The sequence below is a fragment of the Streptomyces sp. NPDC001137 genome, assembly GCF_040298885.1.
Lineage (GTDB): Bacteria > Actinomycetota > Actinomycetes > Streptomycetales > Streptomycetaceae > Streptomyces.
Genome location: NZ_JBEPBA010000021.1, coordinates 50132 through 70574 on the forward strand (window position 1 = coordinate 50132; position 20443 = coordinate 70574).

The 20443-nt window shown below is 72.2% G+C and carries 19 protein-coding genes; 12 read left to right on the top strand and 7 right to left on the bottom strand.

Annotation, left to right across the window (positions count from 1 at the left end; genetic code table 11):
- Positions 1-138 precede the first annotated feature (138 nt).
- Positions 139-2001 (top strand): sensor histidine kinase, encoded by a 1863-nt coding sequence (locus ABT254_RS33220; RefSeq protein ID WP_351478365.1) that lies wholly within the window; start codon positions 139-141, stop codon positions 1999-2001.
- Positions 1998-2726 (top strand): response regulator transcription factor, encoded by a 729-nt coding sequence (locus ABT254_RS33225; protein WP_450751459.1) that lies wholly within the window; start codon positions 1998-2000, stop codon positions 2724-2726. Before ABT254_RS33220 ends, ABT254_RS33225 begins: the two co-directional genes overlap by 4 nt.
- 14 nt (positions 2727-2740) lie before the next feature.
- On the opposite strand, the gene ABT254_RS33230 is transcribed toward ABT254_RS33225, so the two are convergent.
- Positions 2741-3106 carry a response regulator gene (locus ABT254_RS33230; RefSeq protein WP_351478368.1) on the bottom strand — a complete coding sequence of 122 codons (366 nt, stop codon included), beginning with the start codon at positions 3104-3106 and terminating at the stop codon, positions 2741-2743.
- Between the two features lie 170 nt (positions 3107-3276).
- Here ABT254_RS33230 and ABT254_RS33235 point away from each other — a divergent pair, with 170 nt between their 5' ends.
- The 3 genes from ABT254_RS33235 to ABT254_RS33245 are packed head-to-tail and all read left to right on the top strand — an operon-like array spanning position 3277 to position 5523.
- Positions 3277-4530 (top strand): hypothetical protein, encoded by a 1254-nt coding sequence (locus ABT254_RS33235; RefSeq protein WP_351478371.1) that lies wholly within the window; start codon positions 3277-3279, stop codon positions 4528-4530.
- A gap of 15 nt (positions 4531-4545) precedes the next feature.
- Positions 4546-5109 carry a DUF6232 family protein gene (locus ABT254_RS33240; protein ID WP_351478374.1) on the top strand — a complete coding sequence of 188 codons (564 nt, stop codon included), beginning with the start codon at positions 4546-4548 and terminating at the stop codon, positions 5107-5109.
- A gap of 51 nt (positions 5110-5160) precedes the next feature.
- On the top strand, positions 5161-5523 hold the full coding sequence (locus ABT254_RS33245) for a hypothetical protein (RefSeq protein WP_351478710.1): 363 nt from the start codon (positions 5161-5163) through the stop codon (positions 5521-5523).
- A 173-nt stretch (positions 5524-5696) separates the two neighbouring features.
- Here the strand turns inward: ABT254_RS33245 and ABT254_RS33250 are convergent, their stop codons facing one another.
- The 3 genes from ABT254_RS33250 to ABT254_RS33260 all read right to left on the bottom strand — a co-directional run bounded on the left by ABT254_RS33250 (position 5697) and on the right by ABT254_RS33260 (position 9381).
- Entirely contained in the window at positions 5697-7694 is a 1998-nt protein-coding gene (locus tag ABT254_RS33250; protein WP_351478377.1) for a DUF6114 domain-containing protein, read from the bottom strand.
- Positions 7687-8547, bottom strand: a complete 861-nt coding sequence (locus tag ABT254_RS33255; protein ID WP_351478380.1) for a DUF6230 family protein — start codon at positions 8545-8547, stop codon at positions 7687-7689. Before ABT254_RS33255 ends, ABT254_RS33250 begins: the two co-directional genes overlap by 8 nt.
- Before the next feature lie 204 nt (positions 8548-8751).
- Positions 8752-9381 (bottom strand): DUF6230 family protein, encoded by a 630-nt coding sequence (locus ABT254_RS33260; RefSeq protein ID WP_351478383.1) that lies wholly within the window; start codon positions 9379-9381, stop codon positions 8752-8754.
- Positions 9382-9629: 248 nt separating this feature from the next.
- Between ABT254_RS33260 and ABT254_RS33265 the strand changes: the two genes are divergently transcribed.
- From ABT254_RS33265 to ABT254_RS33280, 4 genes are all read left to right on the top strand, one after another.
- Complete coding sequence (locus ABT254_RS33265; RefSeq protein ID WP_351478386.1) at positions 9630-11480, top strand: gamma-glutamyltransferase family protein; 1851 nt, start codon at positions 9630-9632, stop codon at positions 11478-11480.
- Positions 11481-11607: 127 nt separating this feature from the next.
- Positions 11608-12456 carry an inositol monophosphatase family protein gene (locus ABT254_RS33270; RefSeq protein WP_351478389.1) on the top strand — a complete coding sequence of 283 codons (849 nt, stop codon included), beginning with the start codon at positions 11608-11610 and terminating at the stop codon, positions 12454-12456.
- A gap of 98 nt (positions 12457-12554) precedes the next feature.
- Positions 12555-13964, top strand: coding sequence for a phytoene desaturase family protein (locus ABT254_RS33275; RefSeq protein WP_351478392.1), 1410 nt, complete (start codon positions 12555-12557; stop codon positions 13962-13964).
- The gene (locus ABT254_RS33280) at positions 13961-14473 is read left to right on the top strand and encodes an O-acetyl-ADP-ribose deacetylase (RefSeq protein WP_351478394.1); all 513 of its coding nucleotides are present in this window, start codon (positions 13961-13963) and stop codon (positions 14471-14473) included. Before ABT254_RS33275 ends, ABT254_RS33280 begins: the two co-directional genes overlap by 4 nt.
- 111 nt (positions 14474-14584) lie before the next feature.
- On the opposite strand, the gene ABT254_RS33285 is transcribed toward ABT254_RS33280, so the two are convergent.
- The gene (locus ABT254_RS33285) at positions 14585-16435 is read right to left on the bottom strand and encodes a M1 family metallopeptidase (RefSeq protein ID WP_351478397.1); all 1851 of its coding nucleotides are present in this window, start codon (positions 16433-16435) and stop codon (positions 14585-14587) included.
- Between the two features lie 251 nt (positions 16436-16686).
- Between ABT254_RS33285 and ABT254_RS33290 the strand changes: the two genes are divergently transcribed.
- Positions 16687-17514 carry an alpha/beta fold hydrolase gene (locus ABT254_RS33290; protein WP_351478401.1) on the top strand — a complete coding sequence of 276 codons (828 nt, stop codon included), beginning with the start codon at positions 16687-16689 and terminating at the stop codon, positions 17512-17514.
- A 34-nt stretch (positions 17515-17548) separates the two neighbouring features.
- On the opposite strand, the gene ABT254_RS33295 is transcribed toward ABT254_RS33290, so the two are convergent.
- Entirely contained in the window at positions 17549-18514 is a 966-nt protein-coding gene (locus ABT254_RS33295) for a M56 family metallopeptidase (RefSeq protein ID WP_351478404.1), read from the bottom strand.
- Positions 18515-18593: 79 nt separating this feature from the next.
- Entirely contained in the window at positions 18594-19019 is a 426-nt protein-coding gene (locus ABT254_RS33300) for a BlaI/MecI/CopY family transcriptional regulator (protein WP_351478407.1), read from the bottom strand.
- Positions 19020-19133: 114 nt separating this feature from the next.
- Here ABT254_RS33300 and ABT254_RS33305 point away from each other — a divergent pair, with 114 nt between their 5' ends.
- The gene (locus tag ABT254_RS33305; RefSeq protein ID WP_351478410.1) at positions 19134-19799 is read left to right on the top strand and encodes a DedA family protein; all 666 of its coding nucleotides are present in this window, start codon (positions 19134-19136) and stop codon (positions 19797-19799) included.
- Entirely contained in the window at positions 19796-20401 is a 606-nt protein-coding gene (locus ABT254_RS33310) for a phosphatase PAP2 family protein (RefSeq protein WP_351478413.1), read from the top strand. Before ABT254_RS33305 ends, ABT254_RS33310 begins: the two co-directional genes overlap by 4 nt.
- The last annotated feature ends 42 nt before the right edge of the window (positions 20402-20443 follow it).

Here is a 20443-nt window from a genome sequence, read left to right on the forward strand (position 1 = left end):
GCGCATCGTTCCGCACTCCGCTGTTTTCTGTCCCTGTTTCTCCCTGTTCCGCCAGGTCCGAGGGGTTCGCCTCGCTAACATGGCTGTCCCGACGGGCCGTTGGCCTGCGGCGGGGCGCACGCCAGGGGGAGGCGGCTCATGGCTGAGGCGGCGGAAGTGGCCGGGCCGACCGGGCGCTGGGGAGTCCCGGGCGGGCGGCTGCGGCTCGCGCCGGAGGCGGAAGCGGTCGGACTGGCCGCGGGCGGGCTCGTGTTCGGGGCGTATGTGCTGGTCGTGAGCGCGCCCGGGCGGTACGTCACGACCACCACGACCTGGTTCTCGGGCGCGGTCGGTGGTCTGTATCTCGCGGCGGGGCTGCTCGCGCGGATACGGCGGCCGAGCAACCCGGTCGGGCTGATGATGCTGTGGGTGGGCATCGGGTGGTTCGCCGAGGACCTGCAGATCAGCCCGGATCCGGTGGCGCACACCGTCGGGCTGCTGGTGCGGTCGGCGTCGAGCGGATTCCTGATCCCGCTGCTGCTGATGTTCCCCGACGGGGTGCTGCGCTCGCGGCTGGAGCGGCTCCTGGTGGCCGCCGGCTGTGCGACGGCGTTCGGGCTGATCCCGCTGAGCACCCTCTTCTACGACTCGCTGGTACGGAACCTGCTGCTGGTGCACCCCGTGCTCTGGCTGCCCGAAGCGGTCGACCGCGTCCAGTTCGTCATGAGCGCGGCCGTCGTCGCCGTCCTGCTGGGGCGGTGGGTGAGAGCCACACGTCCGGCGCGGCGGGTGCTCGCGCCGCTGTTCGGCGTGGGACTGGTCGGCGGGCTCGCGTCCACGCTCGACGCGATCCTCGGGACGGGACCCGACTCGCCGACCCATCCACCGCTCATCGCCGTCGCGCACGTGGCGGTGCTCGCGCTGCCGCTGGCCTTCCTGGCCGGCGTCTGGCACGTCCGCATGGGCCGTACGGCCGTGGCAGACCTGCTGCGCGGCATGCCGACCGCCACCCGGGCACAGTTGCGCGACGCGCTGGCGCGGGCGCTGCGCGACCCGTCGGTGCAGGTCGGCTACCCCGCCTCCGAGGGGTACGTGGACAGTGGGGGCACCGTGCTCGCCGTGGCGCCCGGGCGGCAGGTCAGCCCGCTGGAGCGGGACGGCCAGCGGGTCGGGGTGCTCGTCCACGACCCGGCGCTGCGCGAGGACCGCTACGTTCTGGAGGCCGTCGTCTCGGCGGCGGCGCTGGAGCTGGACAACCAGCGCCTCGCCGCCGAGGTGCGCGCCCAGCTGGCCGAGGTGCGCGCGTCACGGGCCCGTATCGTCGAGGCGGGCGACGAGCAGCGCCGCCGGATCGAGCACGACCTGCACGACGGGGCACAGACGACGTTCGTCACCGCGCTCGTCACGTTACGGCTGGCAAAGCAGAGGTGCGCGGGCCGGGAGTCGCCCGATCCCGAACTGGTCGGCCTGCTCGACCGGATCGCGGAGCTGATGGGCGAGGGCATCGACCAGCTGCGCGACCTCGCGCACGGCATCCATCCCGCCGTACTGACCGAAACAGGCCTGGTGGCGGCCCTTGAGACGCTCGCCGCGCGCGCCCCCTGCCCGGTCGAGGTGACCGCGGGCACGGTCCCCGTGCTGCCCCCGCCGCTCGCGGCCACCGTGTACTTCGTCGCCGCCGAGGCGCTCACCAACGCCCTGAAGCACGCCCATGCGCGGACCATCGGCATCGACGTCCGCCACCGGGCCGAGGACGGGGTGCTGCGGCTGACGGTCGCCGACGACGGTGTCGGTGGCGCCGACCCGCGCGGCGGCACCGGGCTGCTCGGGCTCAGGGACCGGGTGGCGGTGTTCGACGGCACCATGACGGTCCGCAGCGAACGCGGCCGGGGGACCGTGGTGGCGGTCGAACTGCCGCTCCGAAGCCGGGACTTGGCCGTGACGGCGGCTGCGGCCGAGGCGTTGTCGGTAGCGGAGACGGCTTCCGGCGTTTCCGGCGAAGGGGAGGACGGACGGGCGTGAGGGAACACGAGTTGCCGGGACGTTCCCCGCGCGGAGGCGTCACGAGCGCCCCGTCCTCGCCCAGACCCCTGCGGATTGTGCTCGCCGACGACGAACGCCTCTTCCGGGGTGCCCTCGCCGCGCTGCTGGCGAGCCGGGGTCACGAGGTCACCGCCCAGGTCGGCGACGCGGACGCGCTGCGTGCGGCAGTCGCCCGGACGGTCCCGGACCTCGCGGTGATCGACATCAGGATGCCGCCGACGAAACGCCTGGAAGGACTCCAGGCGGCCGTGGACATCCGCCGGTCCCACCACGGCGTGGGGATCCTGCTGCTGTCCCAGAGCGTCCAGGTCACCCACCTCGCCGAGTTGACCGCATCCGACGTCCGGGGCGTCGGCTACCTGCTCAAGGAGCGCGTCGCCGACGAGCACTTCCTCGACACCGTCGGCCGGATCGCCGACGGGGAGTGCGAGTTCGACCAGCAGGTGCTGCAACTGCTCCTCAACGGCCCGCGCCGGCGCGGTGGTCTGGCCACGCTCAGCCCCCGTGAACTGGACGTGCTCCGGCTCATGGCGCAGGGCCTGACCAACCAGGCGATCGCCGAGCAGCTCGTCGTCACCTTGAAGACCGTCGAGACCCACGTCCGCAGCATCTTCCGACGGCTCGAACTGCCCGACGAGAGCGAGGGGGAGTACCACCGCCGGGTGCTGGCCGTGCTCAAATACCTCCAGTCCAGGGACTCCTGACCTGCGGTCCCGGCTCACCCTCCGCGGCCGACGAGGTCCGACAGGGCCCTGACCGACAGCCGGTCCTTGGCCAGGAAACCGGTGGCCGGGGAGCGGGCGATGCGTGCGGCGAACTCGTCCGCCTCGCGCACCGAGCACAGCACGAGCACCATGTCGGCGGCCAGCGCGTTCAGCTCCCGTGTCACGGCGAAGACGTTCTCCCCGGGCAGCCCCAGATCCAGGAGCACGATGTCCGGCCGCTCCCCGCGGGCGACCGCCGCGAGCGCCGCGGCCCCGGAAGCCGCCTCGGTCACGGCGTAGTCCCCGTCCGCCTCCAACAGGGCCCGTACGGCGGCCCGGTAGGCCGGGTCGTCGTCGACGATCAGCACGCTGCGGCTCATGACCCCATGCTGACGGGCGCGCGGTGGCCATGACATCAGGGCAGACCCTGAGAAGCCCCCGCCGGCGGACCAGGGTCCGCCTGGATGTCCCCGCCCCCTGCCGCGCGAAGACTGGGCGGACCACTCATCAGGAGTCGGAAATCGGAAGTCGGGGGAATCGGGGGAACATCATGCGGGGGAAGACACGCGGAAAGGCATGGGCGAAGACCGCCAGGCCGCTCGCCCTGGTCGTGCTTGCGGCGCTGCTCGCGACCGGCCTGGCCGGCTGCAAAAAACCGGGCGAGGGCTCGGTGACCGTCAAACCGGCGTTCCTGCCGGTGTCGTTCACGATCGACTCGGCGGGCAACATCAGCGTCTCCGCCGACGCGAAGATCGTCACGCCGCTCGGCGAGGTCTCCGTCGGCGGATTCCAGCAACGACTGGTCAGCGGCAAGAACCTGGTGGTCCTGATCCGGCACCTGGCGCACGCCGCGACGACCACCCGGAGCGCAGCGTTCGTCCGGACACGGGAGGCACAGGGGACGGGATACGTCTACTCCGCCTACGAGATCCACACCAAGGGCCGCCATGTCCAGCCCTCCCTTGACGGGCGGGACCTCGCGCTCGCGCAGGGCGGCACGGTACTGGTGGACGCGACCCGTACGCAGCCCGGCAAGGTGACGCGTCTGCAGATCGCCGACGCCCCTGAGCAGCAGGACTCTCCCGTGCCGACCAGTTCGGCATCCTCCTGTGCCGCCGGCAGCGGCGACATCGGCGTCACCCTGCCCGAGGTGAGCGCCGGCGCCGACGTCGACGACACCGTGGCGCAGCTGGCCGCCGACTGTCTCCAGGTGCAGTACGCGGCCGAGCCCGCGGACGGCGTCGAGGAGGGCACCGTCTCCCGGGTCGTCATCCCGACCACCGGCGCCGCCGGCACCGTACAGCTGCCGCCCGCCGACGACACCGCGCCCCAGCCCGGCGACCGGGTGACCGCAGGCCGCCGTACGCCGACGACGGTGTACGTGGCCGCGACGCCGTCCGTGCCCTCGGACCCGCCGACGGAATCTCCGACCCCCACACCGACGGACACGCCCACCGACACCGGGACCCCCGGCACCACCACCGTCACCGGTGCCGCGACGGCGCCCGTGCGCACAGGGCCCACAACCGCCGACACGCAGATCAGCTACATCGAGGAGGGCGGCTCGTACCAGGCGGTGTGCGCGGCGCACGGCGACCCCGTGCAGGCGCACGGCTACGAGAGCGACCTGTGGGTCGAGCTGCTCCGCGCCACCGGCGGCACGGGCTGGGTCACGGCCACCGCGCTCATCGGCGGCCCCGACGCCCTGTCGCTCCCCGAATGTGCCGAGCCGTCCGACCCGGCGGCGGTCACTCCGTCCGACGGCACCCCGACCCCGATCCCGACCCCGACCTCGACCGAATGAGGACGACGAACAGCGATGAGCAGAACGAAGAAGAAGGTCGGCGAGATCCGCATCGCCAAGCGGATCGTCACCATCGGACACGAGACGTACCCGCTCGCCAACATCTCGCGGGTGCAGACGCTGCGTGTGGTCTGGCGCGGCAAGCTGGCCACGTTCTACCCGCTCCGTGAGATCGCCGCCCTGCTCCTCCTGGGCGGCGCGATCACCCTGGTCCTGCAGCGCGCCGGGTCCCGGCTCGCAGGCGCGGACGCCGAGACCGTACGACGGATCGGCACGGCCTTCGTCGTGCTGCTGGCCGTCCGGACCGCCTACCTGCTGGGCGTGCTGCTCTACCGGCTGCTGCTGCGGCGCAAGCGGTACGCCCTGCTCATCGAGACGGCGGGCACGCAGTACACGGCGCTGTCCGGGACGGCCCGCGACGAGATCCACCGCATCCAGGCGGCGATCGTCGCCGCCATCGAGGACCCGCCGGCCACGGAACGGATCCTGCACGTGGGAGGGGATCTCGTCCTCGGGGACAAGTTCGGCGGCGACAAGGTCGGCAAGGACAAGAACGTCCACAGCGGATCTCCCGCGTGACCACCACCCTCACGAAGAGAACAGAAGAGAACAGAGGAGAAGGAGCCACGGATGTCCGACTACGTCCACGGGGACAAGTTCGGCGGCGACAAGATCGGCCGCGACAAGAACGTCCAGACCGGCGGCAGCGGCAACACGTTCAGGATCGACAACTCCCCGGGAGTCTCACCCGCCGAGCTGGACGCGGCCGTCGGTGAACTGCGCGCCTTCGTCGCCCAGTTGACCCGGGAGGGGGTCGTGGCGGCGGACGGCAGCGTCACCGACGCCGGTGCGGTCGTCACGGCGGTGCGCTCCCGGCCCGAGCGTCTGCGGGCGCTCGCCGGTGCCGTCGCGGGCGGCGCCTCGGACGCGGTGCTGGCTGTGGTGCGGGGCGGGGTGGCGACGCTGGTGACGGCGCTCGTCGGGGGGATGTGAGGGGGCCCGCCGGACGCAGTCGACGAGGGGCTCGTCGATCAGGCGGGTCCGGGTGGCCTCGAACTGGCGCTGGACGTCCTGCTGGTAGCAGCAGAAGACCAGGCCCATGTCGAGGTTGCCGACGTTGTCGAAAATCCCTGCGCTGCCGCAATGCCGCACTCCCGCCGACGAAGTCAGCGGGCCGCCGTCTGGTGGATACCGGGAACGTCCAACTCGTCGGCGCTGAGGAACTGGTTGTACGCGGTGACGTTCGTGAAGAAGATCGGGATGGGAAGGGTGAGCCCCGGTGGCAGTGGGGGCGGCATGCTCGGGGTGAACGTGACGGGAAGCAGGCCGAGGAGGTTCCCGCTGAGGACCTTGGTCAGCAGGACCACGGGCCGCCCGGTGGCCACCGTAGTGCTGGAGGGAGCGTCCGTCTCCAGCGTGCCCTGACAGGGATACCAGGGGCCGGGGGCGGACGGGTCCACCCGGCCGATGCCGGGAATGCCCATGTCGAGCAGGGGCAACCGGAGGCCGGGCAGGCCCTGGAAGGGCGGAGCGGGCGGCGGGGGCTGGTGGCGGCCGCATCCGGGGGCCAGCAGCGGAGCCGTCTGGCGCAGGCTCGCGATGTCGACCCGGTACGCGGTGAAGACCAGGACCTCCTGGGGGCCGTACGCCGTCGGCACCTCGGTGATGCCGTGATAGGTCAGGCCCGTGAGCACCAGCAGCGGGGTGACGACCCGGAACGGCTGGGCGGCGGTGCGTACGCGGTAGGCGGCGGCATCGACACCCAGCCTGAGGGAGATCAAGGGCTGCGGAAGGCACCAGGGCGAGCGCTCGTCCCGGTCGGAGCCCGTGCCCAGATCGATGTGCAGCGGCAGCAGCGACAGCGGCCCGTTCATCCGCCCATCGGCAGGCAGGGGCGGGATGTCGAGGCGCAGGACGGACGGCGGGGCGTTGCCGTCCGACTTGCTCGGCTGCTTGTCCGGCCTGCCCGGCCCGGCGGCGTGGTCGGGCTTACTGCGCTGGGGCCGGTCGGCGGGGCGGGGCGGGCGTGACGTCTCATGGTCGTTCCGGGCAGCCGGGCCCGTGTCCTGCTTGTCGCGTGCTTCGTCCGAACCGTGCAGGCCGAGAAGGTCGGAGACCGAGCCGAGAAGGCCCGCTCCGGAGGAAGGAGCGGGAGCGGGTGCGGGCTTGACGGAGGTCGGCCCGCGTCCGGTCCTGGGTTTGTCGTTCGTCTCGGTACGCGGCTTCGGCACAAGAGGGACGAGGGGCGTGTGAGGGCCGTCCACCGCGGAGCCTGAGCCCGGGATGCGGCCTCCGGTGCCGCGCGCGGGAGGTGCCGCCCCGGCCAGCAGTCCGCCGAGCAGGGAGCAGACGGTCAGGTGCGGGGGAGCGGTACCGGCGGTGGTGCTCCCGAGCACGCTGGGCGGATCGACGCGGTTCGGCACTACTCGAGGGAGGTGCGCCGGGGCCGGTTGCAGCCCGCCGGTCAGCAGAGCCCCGATCGGCAGCACACCGAGCGCCCGCATACGGCTGGTGCGCCAGGTCAGACCGTTCGGGCGCGGGGTGCCGCCGGCTGGTCCGCCGCCGACTGCATGGCCTCCGCCGCCTCCCCAGCCGTCCGGTTCACCGGAGCCACCGGAGCCTCCGGCCCCACCGGAACCGCCCGAATCACCAGGGCCGTCGGGGCCGTCCGGCCCCTCCGGGCTGCCCGGTTCTCCGGAGCCGCCCGAGCCGTTCCCACGACGCCAGTCCGGCCAGATCGGCGGCCGGACCGGAGGCCTCGCGTACGGCACCCAGCTCACCGCCATCGCACCGCCGGTGATACCGAGCAGAAAACCGATCAGGAAGCCGCCGAAATTGGAGAGCACGAGCGAGGCGACCGCGAGGACCAGCGTCGCGATGCCCGCGAACACCCGGTGCCCGGGCGACAGCCACAGGCTGAGGGCGAGGACAACCAGGAAGATCCCCATGAGCGACCCCGCCACACCGGCGACGCCCTCATGCATCATGACCGGCAACGGCGCGAACGGGATGGAGAGGATCTCGACCCCCGCCAGCAGCGTCCACACCCCGGCCCAGAACGGGCGACTGCGCCGCCAGTCACGGAAGGCGTTCCACCATCCGCGCCGCTCCCCGTCGTCCTCTCCCTTCCTCCTGCCTCCGAGGCGCAGCCACGCACTACTCACTGCGATCCTCCGGAGTGTGGTGGTGTCCCTGATCCTCATCGGACCAGTGGTGACCTTCGTGATCCTCATCGGACCAGTGGTGACCTTGGTGATCCCCATCGGAGGAGTGGTGACCTCCGTGACCGGCACCAGAAGAGTCGTGACCTCCGTGACCCGCACCGGAGGAGTCGTCGTCCCCCTGATCCGCGGCGGCGTCGAAACACGGGTTCGAGCCGACCTGCACGCTGAGGTGGAGTCCCGGCAGCCGGAACGTCGCCGCACTCACCGAACGCGTCTGCTGCCGCAGATTGTCGATGCGTACGGTGTCGGCCTGCTCGCCGAAGCCACCGGGCTCGCCGTGCACGCCCGGCACACCCTGCACGGTGGCCGCGTCCTGACCGATGTTGATGTTGTGGAAGAGCGCGTCGCCCTTCAGGTCGTGGCTGTCGGCCACGAGCCGGTCCGCGTGCGCGGGACTCCCGCCGCTGCCCGAGGTCAGCCGCAGGGTGACCGGCCCGAGCAGGGGCACGTCCTGGACGACGGACTGGCACAGGTCGTACAGGTCCGCGGACCGGATGCCGGAAAGAGCCTCGGGGTACGAGGCATGAGCGCCGCGGTCCAGCACACCGAACTGAACGAACCCCCGCCCGTCGAGCGTGCTGGCCGAGATCTGGAAGCTCTCGCCGGAAACCGTGAACGAGTTGGGTGAGACTCCGAAGGACGCGGCCAGGGCGCCACGCGCCATCGCCGTGCACAGCCCTGCGGACGCCAGCAAGGTGGGCACCATGGCCACGGCCAGGCGCCTCCATCGGGTGTGGCCCGTGAGACGTGTGCTCACAGTGGTCTGGGTGGCACTGTCGACGTTGCTCGTCATCCCTCTCCCCGTCAGACAATCCGGGCCGGCCCATCAGCGGGCCGAGAAGCCCCAAATTCCCGAGTCTCGGGCGGTACGCATCGCCAACTCCTGTGGGACCCGCGGGTGACTGAGGGACACAGCGGCGGGACCCCAATGGACGGACGCATTCACCCACGTGGGTCAGGAAAGGGGGGAGGGACGTTCAGCGGATTCCTGCGAGGACTAGCAGGGCTTGGCTCCGGCCTTCACGCTGAGGTGCAGGCCCGTGAGGCGGAAGGTCGCCGCCTTCACCTCCCGGGTCGACTGCCGGAGGTGCTCGATGCGGACGGTGTCGGCCGACTGCCCGAAGAGTCCCGTCAGGGCATCAGAACCGTTCTCGAAGGTCGAGGCGTCCTGGCCGATGACGATGTTGTGGAACACCGCGTCGCCGCCGAGGTCGTCGGTGTGGACGACGAGATGGTCCGCGTGCGCGGGCTTGCCGCCACCGCCGGCGCCGATCCGCAGCGTGGTCTCGCCGACGACGGGGAGCTTGACGACCATCGACTGGCACAGGTTGTACAGGTCGGCCGAGTCGATCCCGGCGATGGCCTCCGGATACGTCCGGGACTTCGACCGGTCGGTCGCGACGTACTGGGTGAACCCGGTGCCGTCCAGCCGGTCGGCGGTGATCTCGAGGTTCTGTCCGGAGATCGCCATCGACTGTGCCGTGACCGCGAGCGAGACGGGGAGTATTCCGCTGCCGATCCCCACCAGGAGCAGCGCGGACACCACCAGAGTCGGCACCATCACCAGGCCGAGCCGCCCCCATCGGGTGTGACCCGCGGGGCGGGGGACGGGCTCATGGAACGTCATGACTGCCTCCCCGGCTCGAGCGGGGCCGAGCGGGGGCGGGACACCACCTGCGCCGCCGGCTGCGGCCGTCGGGCCGCAGCCTCATTGCAACCTGCGGTGTGGAGGTCGGCAACCGGAACCGGTCCGGCGGTGATCAGCCCGGGCTTCGGGCGCCGGGGCTGTGCGGTGCGCCTGACGTGCTCTTTCTCCCCGGGTTTCGTCTGGGGTTGGATGAGCCTGGCCCATGCCCGCAACCATCGAGGTCAGACATGCGTTTCACCACTCGCCCCACCCTCCAGGGCACCTTCGGGATGGTGTCCTCCACCCACTGGCTGGCCTCGCAGTCGGCGATGGCCGTCCTGGAGGCCGGCGGCAACGCGTACGACGCTGCCGTGGCCGGGGCGTTCGTGCTGCACGTCGTCGAGCCGCACCTCAACGGGCCGGCCGGCGAGGTGCCGATCCTGCTCGCCCCCGCGGGCGGCGAGGTGCGGGTGCTGTGCGGCCAGGGCGTCGCACCCGCCGGAGCGACGGTCGCGCACTACCGGGGGCTCGGGCTTGAGCTCGTCCCCGGCACCGGACCGCTCGCCGCCGCCGTGCCCGGCGCGTTCGACGCCTGGATGCTGCTCCTGCGCGACCACGGCACCAAGCCCCTCGCCGACGTCCTCGAGTACGCCATCGGGTACGCCGAGCACGGGCACGCGCCTGTGGAGAACGTCGGCGCGACCGTCGAGTCGGTACGGCAGCTGTTCGAGACGGAGTGGATCTCCTCGGCGGAGGTCTACCTGCCCGGCGGGAAGGCCCCACGCCCCGGTGAGCTGCTGCGCAACCCCGCCCTCGGCGCCACCTGGAAGCGACTGCTCGCCGAGGTCGCCGGTGCGGGGGACAGGGTCGCGCAGATCGAGGCGGCGAGGGAGGTCTGGCGGTCGGGGTTCATCGCCGAGGCCCTGATACGGCAGGCGCAGCGGCCCACCATGGACACCAGCGGCGAACGCCACACCGGCACCCTCACGGCCGCCGATCTGGCCGGCTGGTCCGCGACCTACGAGGCCCCGGCGACGTACGACTGGAAGGGCTGGACCCTGTGCAAGGCCGGCCCGTGGAGCCAGGGCCCCGCCTTCCTCCAGCAGCTCGCCCTGCTCCCGCCCGAGCTGCCCGAGTACGGGTCCGCCGACTACGTCCACCTGCTGATCGAGGGCTGCAAACTGGCCATGGCCGACCGGGAGGCCTGGTACGGGGACGCCGCCGAGGTCCCGCTCGACGAGCTGCTGTCGGCGGACTACAACGCGGCCCGCCGCGCTCTCGTCGGCTTCAAGGCCTCGTACGAGCTGCGTCCCGGCAGCCCCGGCGGGCGGAGCCCGCGGCTGAGCGGGCACGCGCGCGTGGTCGTCACCGGCGACCCCGGGCTCGACCCGATGGGCGCCGGTGAGCCGACCGTCGCCAAGCCGACCACGTCCCCGGTGCCGGGTGAGCCACGCGCGCGTGCCGCCGAACCCGAGGTGCGCGCCGACGGCGCCACCCGTGGCGACACCTGCCACCTCGACGTCGTCGACCGCTGGGGCAACATGGTCGCGGCCACGCCCAGCGGTGGCTGGCTGCAGTCCAACCCCGTCGTGCCCGAGCTGGGCTTCCCGCTCGGCACCCGGCTGCAGATGACCTGGCTGGAGGAGGGCCTGCCGAACTCGCTGACGCCCGGCCGCCGCCCCCGCACCACCCTCACGCCGTCGATCGCCCTGCGGGACGGCGTCCCGGTCATTGCGTTCGGCACGCCCGGCGGCGATCAGCAGGACCAGTGGCAGCTGCACTTCTTCCTGGCCGTCGCCCTGCGCGGGCAGGTCCGTGGGGGCTTCGACCTGCAAGGCGCGATCGACGCCCCGAACTGGCACAACGACGGCTTCCCGGGGTCCTTCTACCCGCGCGGAATGCGCCCGGGAAGCGTCACGGTCGAGTCCCGCACGGACCCCGGCGTCGTCGAGGAGCTGCGGCGGCACGGACACGACGTCACCGTCGGTGACCCCTGGTCGGAGGGCCGGCTGTGCGCGGTCGCCCGGGACCCGGAGACCGGCATCCTGTCGGCGGCCGCGAACCCGCGGGGCATGCAGGGGTATGCGGTCGGTCGCTGATCACGTACACCGGGCCGCTGATCGCGTACACCGGGCCCGCTGAGCGGGCACGCCGAGTTCACGCCGATTCCACCGGAGGTCCACCGGCACGGTGGGGATTGTCAGTGGCGCGTGCTCTCATGGAGTCATGATCGAAGACAAGGAAACCATCGACGAGTTTCTCGCCCGCCACTCGGCCGACGTGGAGGAGGCGGTCCGCAAGGCCGCCGCGGCCGAGATCATGCCCCGCTTCCGCCGGCTCGCCGCCCACGAGGTCGACCAGAAGTCCGGACCGCACGACCTGGTGACCGACGCCGACCGCTTCGCCGAGCAGTACCTCACGGACACCCTCGGCGCGCTCCTGCCCGGTTCGGTCGTGGTCGGCGAGGAGGCGGTGCACGCCGACCCGGTGACGTACGAGGCGATACAGGGCGACGCCCCGGTCTGGATCGTCGACCCGGTCGACGGGACACGGCAGTTCGTGCGCGGCGAAGCCGGATTCTGCACGCTGGTCGCCCTCGCGCACCGCGGAGTCCTGCTCGCCTCCTGGACGTACGCACCCGCGCGCGACCAACTGGCCACGGCCATAAGGGGCCAGGGCGCCTTCCTCGACGGCGAGCGGCTGTCCGCGGGCTCGCCCGTTCCCGGCCGCGACCTCCAAGTGGCCACCTCCCACCCGGACTACACGACCGACGAGCAGAAGCGCGCCCTGCTCGGCCTGCGGACCGACGGCATCGAGTTCCGCTCCTGCGGCTCGGCGGGCCTGGAGTATCTCGCCATAGCCCGCGGCCAGTTGGACGCCGTCGCCTTCTCCTGGGAGGCGGCGTGGGACCACGCGGCGGGCATCCTGCTGGTCGAGGAGGCGGGCGGCGCCCACCAGACGCTCACAGGAGAACCGTTCCGCATAACCGGTGGCAACGCCCTCCCCTTCACGACGGCCCGTGACGCCGCGACGGCAGACAGGGTGGCGGCGCTTCTGCGACAAGGGTCGGCCTGACCTCCCAGGGGCGGTCCTCATTCCCTGCCCCCAGCGCTGTCAGGCCCCCGGCTTATCCTGATCCTCACTGGCCGTCGGCTGACGAAGGGGTGCCGTCGATGCTCGATGCTGTCGTGGTGGGTGCGGGGCCGAACGGACTGACGGCCGCCGTGGAACTGGCCCGCCGCGGCTTCTCCGTGGCGGTTTTCGAGGCCCGCGACACCGTCGGCGGAGGAGCCCGCACCGAAGAGCTCACCCTGCCCGGCTTCCGGCACGACCCGTGCTCCGCGGCCCACCCCCTCGCGATCAACTCCCCGGCGTTCCGCGCCCTGCCCCTGGAGCGGTACGGCCTCGAGTGGCTGCACGCCGAGCTCCCCATGGCGCACCCCTTCACCGACGGCACCGCCGCCGTCCTGTCCCGCTCGGTCGCCGAGACGGCCGCGTCCTTCGGCCCACGGGACGCGGGCGCCTACCGCAGGCTGATCGCGCCCTTCCTCCCCAAGTGGGACACCCTGGCCCGCGACTTCATGTCCCTGCCGCTCACCGCGCTCCCGCGCGACCCGGTGACCCTCGCCCGCTTCGGCCTGGTCGGCCTGCCCCCGTCGACCTGGCTGACCCGCCGCTTCCAGGACGAACGGGCGAAGACCCTGTTCGCCGGCCTCGTCGCACACGTCATGGCTCCGCTGAACGGCTTCGCCACCGGCGCCATCGGCCTGGTCTTCGCCCTCGCCGCACACGCCCGCGGCTGGCCCGTGGCCCGCGGCGGCTCCCAGTCCATCTCCGACGCGCTCACCGCGTACCTCAAGGACCTGGGCGGTCTGGTCCACACGGACTACGAGGTCAAGCGCCTCGACGACCTGCCGCCCGCCCGCGCCTACGTCTTCGACACCTCACCCACCGCCCTGGCCCGCATCGCGGGCTTCGGCCGCTACTACGAGGGCTACAAGTACGGCCCCGGAGTCTTCAAGGTGGACTACGCGCTGGACGGCCCGGTGCCGTGGACCGCCGAGGAGGCCCGCGCCGCCGGCACCGTGCAGATCGGCGCGGACAGCGCGGAGATCGGCGCCGCCCTGACCGCGGCCTCCCGGGAGGGCCGCGCCCCCGACAAACCCTTCATGATCACGGTCCAGCCCAGCGTCGTCGACCCCACCCGCGCCCCCGACGGCAAGCAGGTCTTCTGGGCCTACGGTCACGTCCCCAGTGGCTGGACCGGCGACCTCACGGAGGCCATGGAGCGCCAACTGGAGCGCTTCGCGCCCGGGTTCCGCGACCGCGTCCTCGCCCGCGCCACCGCAGGGCCGCCCGAACTCGCCGCCCGCAACGCCAACTACATCGGCGGCGACATCGCCTCCGGCGCAGTCTCCGGACTCCAGCTCCTGCTGCGCCCCAAACTCTCCCTGTTCCCGTACAGCACCCCCCACCCGGCCGTCTTCATCTGCTCCTCGGCCACCCCACCGGGCCCAGGGGTGCACGGCATGTCCGGGCACAACGCCGCGAAGGCCGTCTGGAGGAGGCTGAGACAGACATGACGCCGACCATCACCCTCACCAAGGGCGACATCACCCGCGAAAGCGCCGACGCGATCGTCAACGCCGCGAACTCCTCCCTGCTCGGCGGCGGAGGCGTCGACGGCGCCATCCACCGCCGTGGCGGCCCCGCGATCCTCGAGGAGTGCCGCAAACTCCGCGCCTCCCGCTACGGCAAGGGCCTGCCCACCGGCCGGGCGGTCGCCACCACCGCCGGTGACCTCGACGCACGCTGGGTGATCCACACGGTCGGCCCGGTCTGGTCGTCCACCGAGGACCGCTCCCCGCTGCTCGCCTCCTGCTACCGGGAGTCGCTGCGCGTGGCGGACGAGCTGGGCGCCCGTACGGTCGCGTTCCCGGCGATCTCCACCGGCGTGTACCGGTGGCCGATGGAGGATGCCGCTCGGATCGCGGTCCAGACGGTGCGGGACGCATCGACGGACGTCGATGAGGTGCGGTTCGTCCTCTTCGACGACCGGGCTTACGAGGTGTTCGCCCGGCAGGCCGGCTGAGGACGACGGGCCGACCGGCATCGAAGGCGGAGCGCGCGGGCGAAACGGCCGACGGGCCCACGTGGCGTTCGCCACGCAGGCCCGCCGGGCCGTCAGCCGGCGGCCCGATGTTCAGCCGTCGATCCGGTGCGTGCTCCAGAAGGAGGTCAGGTCGGTGGTCGTGGCGGCCTGCGCGGCCGCCTTGAACTCGGCCGTGGTCGAGACGCCGTACCAGTGCGAAGTGGCGTAGTCCTTGAGCAGCTTGGTCATCGCCGTGTCGCCGATCAGCCGCCGCAGGTCGTGCAGGGCGCACTTGCCGTAGCCGTAGACGACGGTGGAGTAGCGGGAGGAGTGGGCGTCCCAGTAGGCCATGGAGTTGGTGATCTTCTCCGCGGACGAGGCCCAGGAGACGCTGTTCCAGCAGTTGCTGCCGGACTTGCCGAGGGCCAGGTCGGTGGCGTAGTCGGTGAACGCCTCGTCCAGCCACGGGCTGTTGTACTCGTCGTCGCCGACGATGCCGTACCACCACTGGTGGCCGATCTCATGGGTGAGCGCGGTGGTGCTGACGAGATCGAGGACGAATCCGGGGTACTCCATGCCGCCGAACCAGTAGTTGTTGTCGATGACCGCGTCCAGCTCGCCGTAGGGGTACGCCCCGAAGCGCGCCGCATGGGCGTCCACGGCGGACTTGGCGGTGGAGAGCATCGACTGGGCGTCGGAGGAGCTGATGCCCGAGACGGAGTAGATGTTGATCGCGGTCCCGGCCGCCGAGGTGCCGGAGATCTTGCTGAACGGCCCGGCCGCCCAGGCGAAGTCACGCACCTTGGAGGCCGTCGCGGTGGTGACGGTACGGCCGCTGGAGCCCGGGGTGTCGGTCGAGGTGCCGGTGGCCGGGACCAGCAGGGTGCTCGGGTGGTCGAGGGTCACCTTGAAGTCGGCGGCAAGCGAGTAGAAGGACTCGCCGTTGTTCGTGTACGGGTCCAGGTGCCAGCCCGCGCCGTCCTTCACGGCGAGGACGGGCAGCGCGTTGCCGATGTTGTTGAAGGCGCCGTCGTGGCCGAACCGGTCCGCGCCGCTCGGCACGGTGATGCCCAGGTCGAAGCCGATCGTGGCGGACTGCCCCTGCGCCAGCGGCGTCGGCAGGGTGATCTGCAGGGCGGTGCAGGCGACGGACAGGGAACCCGCCGTGCCGCCGGTGACGTTGGTGACCGTGATCGGCATGGCGTCGCAGGTGCCGTGGTAGTTGTCCCACAGCCTCAGGTACACCTCGCTCAGCGCGGTCGAGGAGGCGTTGGTGAAGGTCGCGCTCTCGTGACCGGTCCACACCGTGCCGCTGGTGTTGCTGCTGAGACTGACCGTGTACGAGGGCGTGGCGGGCGTGCGCGTGGAGTCCGCCGGCGGCGTACTGCCCCCGGACGTGTCGAGGGCGATGTCGTCGAGGACGAAACTGGTCTGCAGGCTGGAGTCCTCGGCGCCGGTGAAGGCGAGGCTCACGGTCTGCCCCGCGAACGCCGACACGTCGAGCGTCTTCTTCACGTACCCGGTGTTCTTGTCGAGGTTCGAGTACGTCGCCAGGGTCGTGCTGCCGATCTTCGCCGTCAGCTTGTCGTACGCGATGGACGAGGTCGTCTCGGTGGTGTCGATGTGGAGCCAGAAGGAGAGGGTGGCGGTGCTGCACCCGGACGGGATCGTGACGCTCTGGGAGAGGGTGTCGGTGTGGGTGCCGCCCGTTCCGTCCAGCCATGCGTAGCTCGTGCCGCCGTGTGCGGTCTGGCCGGAACGGCTGGTGATGACGCTCGTCGAGGACTGGGTCCACGGCGAAGTGCCGCTCTCGAAGCCGCCGTTGGCGACCACCTGGGCCGGGGTGCATGCGGCCGCTGCCGAGGGGGCGGCTGCCGCGGGGGCGGCGGGAAGGGAGACGGCGGCCAGCGCGGCGACTGCCAGTGCGCGCATGGCGATGGATCTGTGGGGGGTCTTTCTCACGCGAAACTCCTTTGCGGCGGCCGGGATTCCGGCCTGCTCGGTGCCGCCCGGTCGGCTGGGGTGCGCCTGGGGGCGGCAGTGGGCTGCGTGTATCGGTGGTGCGACCGCTGTAGCGTGCCAGATTTGTCGGGGGCATGTCACGGAAAAGGGGGAGACCGGGTTGGGGTGATCGCCGGGAAATCGTCGCCGAGGGGGAGGAGCATGGGGTAGTGGCGGCAGTCTTCGCCTGGCGACGAGAGGACCGGCTGGCTATGGCACGGGTCGCAGTGAACGGCGTGGAGCTCTTCTACGAGACGGCGGGGAACGGCGATCCCCTGGTCCTGGTGCACGGATCATGGGGCGACCACCACAACTGGGCCCCGGTCCTCGACGCCCTCGCGGAGCGATTCCGGGTCCTCGTCTACGACCGCCGCGGGCACAGCCGCAGCGAACGCCCGCCGGGGCAGGGCACCCGCACCGAGGACGAGGACGACCTTGCGGCACTGATGGAGACACTGGGGTACGCGCCGGCCTACGTTGCGGGCAATTCCTTCGGAGGCTCGACGGCGCTCGGCCTGGCCGCCAGACGTCCCGAACTCTTCCGGGGCCTCATCGCCCACGAGCCCCCGCTCCTGGCCATCGTGGCCGACGTTCCCGAGCTGCAACCGCTGATGGCGGACACCGCGAAGAAGATCGAATCCGTGCTCGCCCACCTGCGCGCGGGCGACACCCTGGCGGGAGCGCACGCGTTCGTGGAGGAGGTCGCCCTGGGCCCCGGCGTGTGGGACCAGTTGCCGGACGCGGTCCGCGAGACGTTCCTGCGCAATGCCCCCACCTTCGCCGACGAGCAGTCCGACCCGGACTGGGCTCGCCTCGACCTCGACCGCCTCGCCGGCTACACCGGACCCGCCCTGCTGTCGAAGGGCACACAGAGCCCGCCGTGGTTCGCCACGATCGTCGGCCGGCTGTCCGCAGCCCTGCCGCAGGCGCGGACGCACACCTTCGAAGGTGCGGGACACATCCCTCATGCCACGCACCCGGACGATTACGTCGACCTCGTGACCGGCTTCGTCGAAGAGGCGGCCCGCCGGTCTGCGTGACCACTGGCGCCACGAGGCTGCCGGGCCCGCGGGATCAGTCGCCGTCGCCGAGGGCCGCGTGTCCCTGCGGTCCCTGTTCGCCCTGGGCGACCTCGATGCCCGCGTGCAGATCGGTGGCCGCGTCCAGTACCGCCGTCGCCGATACGGCCACGCAGGCCAGGAGCAGACACGCCAGGGAGCGGGGGAGCAGTCGGGCGGCGGGTGCGGGGGTGCTCAGGAGGGCGGTGACACGGCGGGGGACCGGGCCCGCCGTGGCCGTCAGTGACAGGCGCGGGCGCGCGGAGGAGCCCGCCGCACGGGCCGCGAGGGCGGCACGGCCGACGGCTCGGGCGGTGAGCGCGCGGTCGCCCGTCGCCTGCGCCGCGGACTCGTCGGCCCAGCGCTCCAGGGCGTACGAGAGCGGAGCGCGCAGACCGCGCAGGGCCGGGTGCAGCGCCACGGCGAACTCGGCGGTCGCGAGGAAGACATGGTGGCGCCCGGTGAGGTGGGCGCGCTCGTGGGCGAACAGCACCTCGCGTTCGCCGGCGCTGAGGGCGCGCAGCATTCCCGTCGTCACCACGATGCGGCCGGGCCGCCCGGGCAGGGCGTAGGCCTCGGGCCGGTCGTCGTGCCGTACACAGAGATCGCCGGCACTCGCCCCGCTGCGGAACTGCCGGTGTGCGGCGCGCAGTTCCCGCAGGTGGCGGCGGGCCCGGTCGAGGACCAGGACGCCGAGACCGGTCAGCGCGAGGGCGGACAGGACCGCGGCCGGGAGGGTGGCGGGCGAGCCGTCGCCCAGCAGATGCGGGGAGAGATGCGCCGCCTCGGCGACGAGAGAGAGGTGCAGGGCGCCGGCCAGGGCGAGCATGCCCAGTGCCGCCGTACTGGAGAGGGCGAGGACCAGCGCGAGAGCCGTCAGCGCCCAGGCGGCCGTCCGGGGCCGCAGCTGCTCGGCGCCACGCCGGGCCACGGGCACGGCGAGGAACGGCATGAGCAGCGGAAGCCACACGGCGTAGATCACGGGATTCCTCCAGGGGCCGCCGGACGGTGGTCGACCAGCCTACGCGCCGCAGCCGACAACAAGATCCGTAAGGCGCTGTTCACGCGCTGTCCTCACCACCTTGCGGGCCACCCTCCAGGAGTGTGCGCAGCAACCGCTCGTCCTCGGGGCTCAGGTCGGAGACGAAGCGGGCGAGGACGGTGCCGCGGTCCTCGTCCTTGTCGAGTTCGGCGTGCATACGGCGGGCCGTGAGGCCGGGGGAGTCCTGGGCGGGGGCGTACGCGTAGCCGCGGCCTGAGCGTGCGCGGGTGACCGCGCCCTTGGCGTGCAGGCGGGTGAGGATCGTGGTCACCGTGGTGCGGGCGAGACCGCCGCCGAGCTCCAGCTGGACGGCGGCGGGCGTGAGCGGCGCGTCGGCGGCCCACAGTGCGGCCAGCACGCTCGCCTCGAGCTCGCCGGCCGGCCGTCGGTCCGTGCGCCCGTCGACCGGGCCGTCGACCGGCTCGTCAATCTGCCCCTCGGGCATGGGAACACTCCTCGGCTCTGATTCGTCTACAGTTCAGTAGACGGTCTACATGACTGTAGTCGCTAGGTGCGGGTCCGTGCCCGCTCCGTTCCCAGTATGAGAGGGGTCGCCTCCGTGGCAGCTGCCCAGTTCGCCGTCGCCCAAGCGGTGAACGTCCTGGATGCCGGATCCCTGCTGTCCGCCTTCGGCGCGCTCGGCATCGCGGTCGTCATGTTCGCCGAGACCGGCCTGCTGGTCGGTTTCTTCCTGCCCGGCGACTCGCTGCTGTTCACGGCCGGGCTGCTGTGCGTCCCCGGCGTCCACGGATCCGTGCACCTGTCGCTTCCGCAGGTGCTGGCCGCCGCCGTGGGCGGCGCACTCCTCGGTGCCCAGACGGGGTACTGGCTCGGACGCCGGGGCGGCCGCGCGCTGCTGGCCCGCAGCCGTGCGAGGAAGCTGCACGAGGGCGCGGCGCGGGCCGAGGAGCTGCTCGCTCGCTACGGGCATGCGAAGGCGGTGGTCCTGGCCCGCTTCGTGCCGGTCGTGCGCACCGTGCTGAACCCGCTGGCCGGGGCGCTCGACGTGCCGGTGCGCGTCTTCACCCTGTGGCAGGTGATCGGCGGCCTCGTCTGGACGATCGGACTGGTGCTGGGCGGCTACGCCCTGGGTTCCTCGGTACCGAACGTCGACCGCTACCTGTTGCCGCTGGTCGCGCTCGTGGTCGTCCTCTCCCTGACCCCGATCGCCCTCGAGGCCCGGCGCGCGCGGGCCCGCCGCGCCTCCGAGGGAGCCTCCTCGTGACCGGCCTCGCCTTCGGCGGCGCTTCGGTGGACGGCGGCGCGTACATCTGGATCACCGGTCTGGCCCGCCACACCCCGCACGCCGTCAACACCGTGATCTCCGTCTGGTCCGACTACGGCCTCGCGCTGTTCGGTGTGCTGATGCTCGCCGCGTGGTGGCGGGCGCGCAGCGCGGGGGAGGTACGGATGGTCCGGGCGCTGGCGGCACCCGTGGTCGTGGTGGTCTGTTACGTGGTCGATGTCCTGGTCAAGTCGGGCGTCGCCGAGCGCAGACCCTGCCGGACGCTGCACACCGTGACGGTCGAGGCATGCCCGGCCGCGGGTGACTGGTCGTTCCCCAGCAACCACGCGGTGATCGCCGGGGCCGCCGCGGTGGCGCTGTGGCTCACGCACCAGCGCCTCGGCCGGATCGCGGCCCTGGCCGCGATCCTGATGGCGGTCTCCCGGGTCTGGACAGGAGTGCACTATCCGCACGACGTGGCCGTGGGCCTGGCCTTCGGCGCGGCTCTCGCCTGGCCCCTCATGCTCCTGACGGACCGCGCCGCCCCCCTCGTCGGCCGTGCGGCCGGCACTCGACTCAGGCCGCTGGTGACGGCTTCATGACCGGGCACGAGGGGGAGCGGGACGAGCGGGGTGGGGGTGCGG

Coding starts and splice junctions, on each gene's coding strand:
- ABT254_RS33220 (WP_351478365.1), top strand. CDS start 139: ATGGCTGAGGCGGCGGAAGTGGCCGGGCCGACCGGGCGCTGGGGAGTC.
- ABT254_RS33230 (WP_351478368.1), bottom strand. CDS start 3,106: ATGAGCCGCAGCGTGCTGATCGTCGACGACGACCCGGCCTACCGGGCC.
- ABT254_RS33235 (WP_351478371.1), top strand. CDS start 3,277: ATGCGGGGGAAGACACGCGGAAAGGCATGGGCGAAGACCGCCAGGCCG.
- ABT254_RS33240 (WP_351478374.1), top strand. CDS start 4,546: ATGAGCAGAACGAAGAAGAAGGTCGGCGAGATCCGCATCGCCAAGCGG.
- ABT254_RS33245 (WP_351478710.1), top strand. CDS start 5,161: ATGTCCGACTACGTCCACGGGGACAAGTTCGGCGGCGACAAGATCGGC.
- ABT254_RS33255 (WP_351478380.1), bottom strand. CDS start 8,547: ATGACGAGCAACGTCGACAGTGCCACCCAGACCACTGTGAGCACACGT.
- ABT254_RS33260 (WP_351478383.1), bottom strand. CDS start 9,381: ATGACGTTCCATGAGCCCGTCCCCCGCCCCGCGGGTCACACCCGATGG.
- ABT254_RS33265 (WP_351478386.1), top strand. CDS start 9,630: ATGCGTTTCACCACTCGCCCCACCCTCCAGGGCACCTTCGGGATGGTG.
- ABT254_RS33270 (WP_351478389.1), top strand. CDS start 11,608: ATGATCGAAGACAAGGAAACCATCGACGAGTTTCTCGCCCGCCACTCG.
- ABT254_RS33275 (WP_351478392.1), top strand. CDS start 12,555: ATGCTCGATGCTGTCGTGGTGGGTGCGGGGCCGAACGGACTGACGGCC.
- ABT254_RS33280 (WP_351478394.1), top strand. CDS start 13,961: ATGACGCCGACCATCACCCTCACCAAGGGCGACATCACCCGCGAAAGC.
- ABT254_RS33290 (WP_351478401.1), top strand. CDS start 16,687: ATGGCACGGGTCGCAGTGAACGGCGTGGAGCTCTTCTACGAGACGGCG.
- ABT254_RS33300 (WP_351478407.1), bottom strand. CDS start 19,019: ATGCCCGAGGGGCAGATTGACGAGCCGGTCGACGGCCCGGTCGACGGG.